The sequence below is a fragment of the Candidatus Aegiribacteria sp. genome (genome assembly GCA_021108435.1).
GTDB lineage: Bacteria > Fermentibacterota > Fermentibacteria > Fermentibacterales > JCC-6 > Aegiribacteria.
In genome coordinates, this window is sequence record JAIOQY010000199.1 from 1 (window position 1) to 9,081 (window position 9,081).

General features: G+C 46.2%; 5 protein-coding genes. 2 read left to right on the forward strand and 3 right to left on the reverse strand.

Annotated elements, in window-relative coordinates; translation table 11 throughout:
* Positions 1–43 precede the first annotated feature (43 nt).
* Positions 44–1,657 carry a hypothetical protein gene (locus K8R76_12055; protein ID MCD4848910.1) on the reverse strand — a complete coding sequence of 538 codons (1,614 nt, stop codon included), beginning with the start codon at positions 1,655–1,657 and terminating at the stop codon, positions 44–46.
* Positions 1,658–1,712: 55 nt separating this feature from the next.
* Positions 1,713–2,345 carry a DUF5343 domain-containing protein gene (locus tag K8R76_12060; GenBank protein ID MCD4848911.1) on the reverse strand — a complete coding sequence of 211 codons (633 nt, stop codon included), beginning with the start codon at positions 2,343–2,345 and terminating at the stop codon, positions 1,713–1,715.
* A gap of 194 nt (positions 2,346–2,539) precedes the next feature.
* Here K8R76_12060 and K8R76_12065 point away from each other — a divergent pair, with 194 nt between their 5' ends.
* Positions 2,540–3,358: a sulfite exporter TauE/SafE family protein gene (locus K8R76_12065; GenBank protein MCD4848912.1), complete on the forward strand. Its 819-nt coding sequence runs from the start codon at positions 2,540–2,542 to the stop codon at positions 3,356–3,358.
* 79 nt (positions 3,359–3,437) lie between these two features.
* On the opposite strand, the gene K8R76_12070 is transcribed toward K8R76_12065, so the two are convergent.
* The gene (locus K8R76_12070; protein ID MCD4848913.1) at positions 3,438–5,849 is read right to left on the reverse strand and encodes a valine--tRNA ligase; all 2,412 of its coding nucleotides are present in this window, start codon (positions 5,847–5,849) and stop codon (positions 3,438–3,440) included.
* Between the two features lie 185 nt (positions 5,850–6,034).
* Between K8R76_12070 and K8R76_12075 the strand changes: the two genes are divergently transcribed.
* Positions 6,035–9,081 (forward strand): GGDEF domain-containing protein (locus K8R76_12075; GenBank protein MCD4848914.1); only part of this gene is annotated, 3,047 nt, incomplete at its 3' end.

Consider the following 9,081-nt stretch of genomic DNA (forward strand, 5'->3'; position numbering starts at 1 on the left):
TGGGGACACGCATAGAGTTGCATGTCCCCATTAGCTATACTGGTTATTGGACTATATCGTCATTACCCCTGGGCTGGATCTTGAAATCGTAGGAGTACCAGAGCAATCCTGTCATACTTGACAGGTTATCGCCTACAGCCGGGTTGTAGTCGAAGTCACCCATTGTACCGGCGTAGCACTCACCGCTTCCGTCATCGATAGCCCATGTGTAGTAAGGTAGATCAATCTGAGTTACATCGACATCGGACACGGTCACAAATACAGATTCCCATTGCTCAAGGTCAAGAGAAGGTAATAGATCGCCGGTGGAGAACTGAATTGGATCTGGAAGAGCATGTCCGCTCGAGTGGACTACGTAGGATATGGGGTATTTGATCTCAGTCATGTCGTAGTATTCATCCACAAGACCGGTGATAGTTACACTGTCACCTCTCTGAAGACCTTCGAGATCGCTGCCATATAAAAGCAGACCACTCCATGGTCCTCCACCGGCATCTGCCATTGCGGAGTAGGTCGAAGACGTAGCAGTATAATCATCAGGGTCAGCGGTTATGATCCCGGTGACGCTTACAGTCTGTCCATCAAAGGGTGATGATGCCTGTTGTCCCTGTATCTCGTAGCAGGTGTATGTATCACCGCTGCCGCCACCTGAAGTTATAAGATCGTTGTTATCCCTGGGTTCGAGTTTCCATTCATCGAAGGAGTACCAGAGAATCCCGATTCCGGTAATTATCGTATCACCAACAGCCGGGCTGTATGTATAAGAGCCCATGTCGTCCACCATGCAGTTACCTGAGCCGTCATTAACAAGGAATTGGCCGTATCCCTGAACTTCGGTTACAATCGCGTCGCTGATAGTGCAGAGAACGGATTCCCACTGTTCCTGCCCGGCATTACCGGTATTTACCGATTCAGGGGAGGGAAGAGTGTGACCGGTGGAATGAACAACTACCTCTGAAGGATAAATAAGCTCAGTAAAAGTATCTGCCCAGGCGCCGAAGTAATCGTATTCATCAACTGTTCCGGTGATTGTAATGCTATCTCCTCTTGCGAGAGATGCAACTTCAGTGCCGTATAGAGTAAGACCATGCCATGCGCCTCCGCCGGCATCCATGATAACAGCGTAAGCTGATGAACTGGAGTAGTACTCGTCTCCTCCTGCTACAACGATACCTGTGACACTGACAGTTTGACCATCAAAGGGTGATTCATCCTGCTGTCCCTGGATCTCGTAGCAGGTATAGGCATCCCCGGTGCTGCCGGAATCAGGGGTAGTCTCAGATACTTCGTTACTCCAGGAGTACAGGTTGTCAGTATTCTTTGTTCTTACAGCGTAATAATAATCTGTGTTCCACTCCAGGCCTGTATTTGTAAAAGTAGTATCCGCCGCATTTGTGGCAACTCTTACGGGGCTTTCCGGCGGGTTGGCGGAAATCCCTTCAGTTAGTGATCTGTAAAGGCTGTATTCGGAGAAATTCTCATCAGGACACATGGTCCACGAAAGAGCGATAGAATTAGTTGTTCCAGTCGATGTGCTAAGGATTGAGGCTGTAGGATATGTGCCCGGTCCGGTTGGAGTCTCGTCATCGCCGCATGAGACTGCAAAGATGAACGCTGAAAACATGATCAGAGGTATGATCCATTTGGAATTCTTCATAGCAGAAATTGCTCCTTTCAAAAGCTTCTTCATTATCTATAAGTAAAATACTGATTTACAGCTCAAGCTGTTTCCTGATGAGTTTCAAAGCCAGATTCCTCAGTTCAAGATCGGATTCTTCAATATCGATATTTATCGATAATCTTATAACCGGAGGGGAATCCTTTGAAGTCGCTTTGTTAGAAATTGATTTTGCTTCCTGGAGTTTCGCGGCAGAAGTTTTCTTAGTTTCTATCGGTTTCTTTTCATGTTTTTTCTGTTCAATTGGAGACTTTTCTGAAAACTCCGCAAGATCACAGAGGACTTTGAAAGAAAGGATCATATAAGCAGCGTCAGGATCGGATGCACCTGAGCTGGATCTGAAAAACTCCATCAGAACTGAGCCTTCTTCAGTTACAGCCTCAGGATGAGCCTTGAAGAGGCTGCCGTATGCAGCTTTTACTGCTTTACCCAGCAGAACCTTAGCTTTATCGGGATCGTGAGATTTCTCCCACAGTATGGTTGGCTGGTTATTATCATCGATGAACCCAAGAAATCCGAGAAGCATGAGGAGTGATTCATCAACTTCTCTCTTGAATCCGAGAGTAGTGAGGAAATCGTAATCAACTACTCTGGGTGATTGGGTACTGTGGAGCTTATCAAGAAGCAGCTCAATTGACCCGGGATTGTGAATAACAGGATACTCCATTTTTTCTCCTCTTTATAGGAATAATAATTTACGCATAATTCATAAGGCATTTTTTTCTCCATGACAATCCGAAATTATCCCTGATTGAGCAAATTGACTTCGGACTAAATCCAAAATATTTTGCTGCGGCTTGGAGAAAATATATTACCGCCTACAAAAAACGGGAAACAAGGCAATAAGAGAAAGAAAGCTTAATGGATCCGGTTCTGATAATAGCGATTCTGTTCTTTATGGCATTCATTTGTGAGTATGTTGATTCAACTCTTGGTATGGGCTACGGAACAACCATGACTCCGATTCTTCTTCTTATGGGTTACGAGCCGCTTGTTGTAGTCCCTGCGATACTTTTGTCAGAATTGCTTACGGGCGGGTTTGCGGCATTTATGCATCACAGGATGGGTAATGTTGATTTCGACTTCAGAAAAGACGGTGATCACCGGATACTGAAGAAGATGAAAAACCTTGGATACATTCCAAAGTCAACCGATTCGAAGATAGCATTTGTGCTGGCCGCATGCAGTGTTCTCGGTGCGGTTGCGGCGGTAATTCTTGCGTTTCATATACCGAAAGCATTTTTGAGAACAATTATTGGTTTCATAGTGCTTATTATGGGAATCATGATTCTTGTCAGGAGAAATGCCGTTCACAGGTTCTCCTGGAAGAAAATACTTGGTCTTGGAGTTGTTGCTGCCTTCAACAAGGGGCTTTCAGGGGGAGGATATGGGCCTCTTGTCACATCAGGGCAGATTCTGTCCGGAGTGAAGAGCAAAAGCTCCATAGCAATAACATCATTTGCGGAAAGCTTTACGTGCTTTGTCGGTGTGACCGCGTATCTTGTTCTGGGGGCTGATATCAACTGGAACATTACTCTGCCGCTTGTTATCGGTTCGCTCATATCGGTTCCATTCTGTACCTGGACAGTAAAGAAAATACGAATCAGCAATTTCACTGCAATTGTAGGTATAGCAACAGTGATACTGGGGCTGTTCACTCTTTACAAGGCTGTATTCTAGTTTATCCTGCATGCATAGGACACGCAGCAGAGGCATGTTTTTTGGGGACACGCAGCAGAGCCTGCATGTCCCCGGTATTTCAGGCTTCGGTATTCACAACTCTTACAGAAAGGGTCTCGCCTTCGATCCAGTCGATTGCTTCCGCTCCTGTAACATTCAGAAGATCATCCTCGAAGGTTTTCAGTTCAATCAGGTCTTCAGAAGGGGCGCAGATCTCAATTGAACTGAGTGGTGCTGCCATGCTCAGATTTGCCTCACTCTTGAATCTTCTGGCTTCTTCAATGATCTGAAGTGTCATGTCACCGTATTTCAAAGCTGTTTTATCCATGTAGTCAGGTTCTGGCCAGGGAGCCAGATGAATGCTTTCATGTCCTTCATTATCCATAAAAACAGCATGATATAATTCCTCGGTGAGATGTACAAGGACAGGAGCGAAAAGCCTCAGTGAGCCGTATAGAACGTGGTAGAGGGCATATTGTGCGGATTGCTTACCATCAGGATTATCATCTGAGTAAAGACGTTTTTTAACTATTTCCAGATAGTTGTCACAGAGCGCTTTCCAGAAGAAGTGTTCGCCATCGCGAATGCAGACGGAATACTCATACTGGTCCATACCGGATGTAGCGTCCTTCGCGGTTCTGGTGAATCTGGAGAGAATCCATCTGTCAAAGGGTTTTAGATCGGGCGTAAGTCCCCAGTCGAAATCCTCAAGTCTGGAAGCGGCGAATCTTGTGGCGTTCCAGAGTTTTGTGACAAGGCGTCTGCCGTCTCCAAGAACATCTTCGCTGAAGAGTACATCGTTGCCGAGTTTGGAACTGCATGACCAGTAGCGCAGCTCATCAGCAGAGTAGCGATCAAGTGCAACAAGCGGATCACCCGCAATATTTCCTTTGCTTTTAGACATTTTTTCCCTTGAGGGATTCAGGGCATGACCGCTGATCATTACATCCTTCCAGGGAATGCTGTCCGAATGCAGGTGCGCCTTTGCGATGGTATAGAATGCCCATGTCCTGATGATATCGTGTGCCTGAGGTCTGAGACTCATGGGAAGTAATCCTTCCATTTCGTCTTTTTCTCCCCACTTCGCGTTGATCTGGGGAGTGAGAGAACTCGTTGCCCACGTATCCATGACATCTGATTCAGGCCTGAAGGCTGAACCTCCGCACAAAGGGCATGGTCCTTCCGGTTCGTCTTCCAGAGGATCAACAGGAAGGTTTTCCTCCTTTGCGAAAACCGGCTCACCGCAATTTTCACAGAACCACACAGGGAATGGAACTCCATAGAAGCGCTGACGGCTTATGCACCAGTCCCATTTGAGATTTTCCACCCAGTGTTCATAGCGAACCTTGAAATAAGGAGGATACCAGTTAATTTCATCGCCGCGCCTGATAAGCTCTTCCTTCTTATCAAGGATACTCACGAACCACTGCATATTAACAAGATATTCAAGAGGTGTTCCGCATCTCTCATGCACGTTGATTGAATGCTGAATATCTTCTCCGCCTTTTCTGAATCCTTCATCATCTAGTTTCTGTACAAGGATTTTTCTGGCTTTCTTCCAGTACATACCTTCCAGGAAGCCTGCGGCGGCATTCATGTGGCCCCTGTTATCCAGCACTATTCTTAGATCCAGGTCATATTCCTGCCACCATTCGATATCAGTTGTGTCACCGAACGTGCAGCACATGACTATCCCGCTGCCCTTATCCCTGTCAACTTTGAAATCACCGAGGATTTCAACACTATGACTGAAGACTGGAACAATTGCCCTCTTGCCCAGAAGATGATTCCATCTCTCATCGGAAGGATTAATGAAAATGGCGACACATGCCGGAAGCAGTTCCGGTCTTGTGGTGGCTATGGGAATATTTCCGGAGCCATCCGCAAGGGGGAACTCAAGGTCATGAAAGACAGAAGCAGACTCACTGTCTTCCGTTTCGGCCTGGGCTACCGCTGTCTGGCATTCAGGGCACCATAATGTTGGAGCTTCTTTCCTGTAAACGAAACCCTTTTTGTTGAGATCAAGAAAGGACCGCTGGCTTATTCTCTGAACCCACGGGTCTATAGTCGTATAGAGAAGATCCCAGTCACAGGAGAATCCGAATCTTGTCCAAAGATCCCGGAACATATCCTCGGCGTCTTTTGTTACTTCAAGACATAACTCCACGAATTCGCTTCTCGTCATATCCTGAGCTCGTACTTTTTTCTGCTGTTCCGTGAATCTCTCACTCGGGAGACCGTTGTCATCAAAACAGAAAGGATAGAAGACCTCCCGGCCCTTCATTCGATGATACCTTGCCAGAACTTCCGCCTGGACATAGCTGAAAATATGACCCATGTGAGTCATCCCGGAGACTGTTGGCGGAGGAGTATCAATTGAGTAAACAGGTTTTTTCGAATTCCTGTCATATCTGAATATTCCGCTGCTGTTCCAGAAATCCTGCCACCTGGGTTCAGCTTCCTTGGCATTGTAACGTTTCGGTAACGTCACTTGAATGTCCTTTCGCAAGAGTAAGTATCATCATCGGTATATATTCTGGAGAGGCAGAAAGATAATCCCGGTGGAGCGCATCAACAAGTGTGAGTGTCCTGTATCAGACTGGGAGTTGACCTGAAAGAATAACTGTGCAATTGTGTCGTAACTCTTCTTTTAAGCGGAATGGAGATAGCCTGCACATGTCACCGGACGATCTCGCCCCTCGGGACAGAGCAGAACTTCTTCTTTCAGATTTGCATCAGGCAAGGGACAAAGGTGAGTTCAAACGTATCACGCACTGTATCAGCAAACTCATAAGTCTGCCCGAGAATACACTGTCTCTTCCTGAAATAAGAGAAGTTCTCAAAATATACAAACCGGGAAAGCTCAGAGATATTGAGCATTCAACAATAAGAGAATTCTTGGAATCCCTCTTACTTACTCTTGAATCTTCATCTGATAAAGCGAAGGCATTGACTCGACTTGGTGAGCTTGAAATGATGGAAAACAATTTTCCACTTGCTGAGCGATATTTAAATGACGCAATGAAGATGAGCATGAGTGTGGAGGCTGGAACATGGATTCCTGAAATTCTTGAGAGCATCGTGGAGATTCCACATAATTTCAAGGGTATGAGAAAAACAGCGGCGGAGATACAGAATGTAATCAACTGGGTGCCTGAACTTGAGGATAACGATCTTATTGTTGTGATTCTTGCCACCGCAGCTGTGTCTCTGGCGGCACTTCGAATGAATGCAGCGGCGGAAACCGCGATACAGGCCGCTATGACACGAGCATCTGTACTATCTCCATCATCAAGGCAGGCTCTGGAATGGTGCAGGGCGAAAGTATATATGGCTTCCGGAAAGAAGAAAGAAGCAATAGCCAAGCTTAAACGGGCTTTACTTCTGGCTGAGAAACTCAACGATCAGGTGGCGGTTGCGAAAATACTCAGTACAATCGTTATAGCAATAAAGGAACGTTCCGGATACACTATCAGAAACCTGATATCCATCATGGAACAGGTATCGAAAAACGCTGCAACCAGTGGAAGTGTATTCATACATCTGTACGCGCTTGATCATCTTGTTGATATGTATTTCCGAACTCTCCTGATATCCAACGTTCGGAGGGCTGAGGGAGAAATAGGGAGAATTCATCAGTATGAACAAATACTGTCGGATGAACCTGTAACGAAATGGTGTTCAGCTTTTCTGGGATTTCTGACAGGGGAAATACCGATTTCGGAAAAAGCGGACATTCTTCTCCCCGGAACAGTTAATTTTCTTCAGCAGCTCGAACGCAACAAAGAACCAATAAAAGAAGCTAATGTCATATCTGACTTTCTGCTGTCATCACCTGGAAACGAAGCAGTAATCTATGCTCTGTTTCTAGCCATGGAATCATTTGCCGAAGGATTTGAGAAGGCATCCGTGATCATTGCCACCGCTCTTGATTCCTCAATCGGCCATTTTCAGCAGGGGCCTGCGCTCTCCTGGAAACTGTGCATAAGCGCTCTTCTGTCGTCAAAGAAAGAACACAGGGAGGATTTTTTCAGTTCAGCGCAGATTCTTGCCAGACAGATGGATCGATTGCTGCTGGTGTGGCTCATTATGAGATGCAGGACCAGGTTGAACCTTTCCAGAAAATTGCCCGAAGAAGCGAAACTGTATCTGCTGGTGGCGGAGCTTGACCGTTATATAGCAGGACAGCTTCCGGAGAATGAACGCCTTCGTTTCATGAATGTGTCAAATATGAACGATCGGGATACGATACTGAGGAAACTCGCCGGGGGTGAAGAAGGATCACTGACTGAGCTTCGGGATATTCTTGCCGGAAAGATTGAATCTGATCTGGATAAGATAATCAGAGAGATGTCCAGTATGTCCAATAAAATATCCGCTCGATCGGAGATCAGTCGCAGTCTTGAGATACTTGGACTGCTCGCTAAGGTGGACAGGATTCTGGCTCTTAAGGTGAATAACGGTGAAATCCGGATAATTGAGAGTTACGGATTCGGGAAAGAGAGAGTGCCGGACTGGGAGGCGAAGAAAACAGTCCTTGAATATCCTGAAGACATACGGAGAATTGACAACTTCGGAATCACTCCGTTCGGTAGCAGAAGGTATTTAGTAGTACCAACCGAAAGGTCCGTCATCCCGTTAAATGCTGAAAGAAGGTTTCGCTCGGTTCAGGCTCGTCATGGGAATTGTCTGCTCCTCGAGATTGATACACCCTTTGATACAGTGGATAGAAGCACAGAGGTTTTTCTTTCAGGCTTTTACAGGCAGATAGGCTCCGCTCTGCTCCTCAGAGACCGGGAATCCATGGCATATGTTGATACAATGACCGGTTCGGTAATAGGTTGTTCATGGACAAGAAGATTGAAGGAACTGCTTGCTGAGAATGTTTCGGAGAGTGCTCCTTTATCCGTGCTGTTTGCCGATGTGGACAGGTTGAGAGAGATTAACGAACTTTTCGGTTTCAGAGTAGGAGATGGAGTCCTTAAAGCTATTGTTTCTTCGATATCGCAGACTCTTCGTCCCAACGACATGATCGGCAGGATCAAGGAGGATCTTTTTGGAATAATACTCCCCGATACTGGCAGTGAGAACGCGTTCATGATAGCAGAACGCATTCGCAGAGAAATTGCCGGGAAAGATATCAGACCGGATCAGGTCCCCGTTACAGTGAGTATCGGATCAGCGACAGTACATTCCTCTGGAGACAGTCTGGATATGATTGTCAATGAGGCTTATGAGGCGCTTCAGGGGAGCAGGGTCAAGGGAAGCAACCAGACTACCACCTGGAGCATGAATAATGATGTCGGTGATACGGATGTGGGTATACTTGCGACTTTCAATACCGGTGATCCCGGCTGGGACTATACTCTGAATCAGGCTGCCCTTGAACTGCTTACGATTGACAATCCATCGATAGAACTCATCGCCCGGAAGCTGCGGAACGCATTCAGAAGTGAGTACCTGTATCTGAAATCAGCCAGTGGAAACAGGTTTGAAGTTGGAATCCGGTTTGCCGGAAAGATTGTGGAGGAAATCCAATCGAACAGAATTGGAAGAATAGAGCATCATCCGGATATTCTGGGGGAATATCATGTTCTTTCCATGCAGTTTGAACATGGAGGAAGGCTTATCTCAGCATGGGATAATACGATTGGAGTATCTCAAAGCGTGAAGAATATTTTCAAGGCTTTTGCCGAACTGTCAGAAATGCTGCTTGAGAGGAA

Excerpts from the sequence above, each read along its gene's own strand:
- K8R76_12055 (MCD4848910.1), bottom strand. The coding sequence starts at position 1,657 with ATGAAGAATTCCAAATGGATCATACCTCTGATCATGTTTTCAGCGTTC.
- K8R76_12060 (MCD4848911.1), bottom strand. The coding sequence starts at position 2,345 with ATGGAGTATCCTGTTATTCACAATCCCGGGTCAATTGAGCTGCTTCTT.
- K8R76_12065 (MCD4848912.1), top strand. The coding sequence starts at position 2,540 with ATGGATCCGGTTCTGATAATAGCGATTCTGTTCTTTATGGCATTCATT.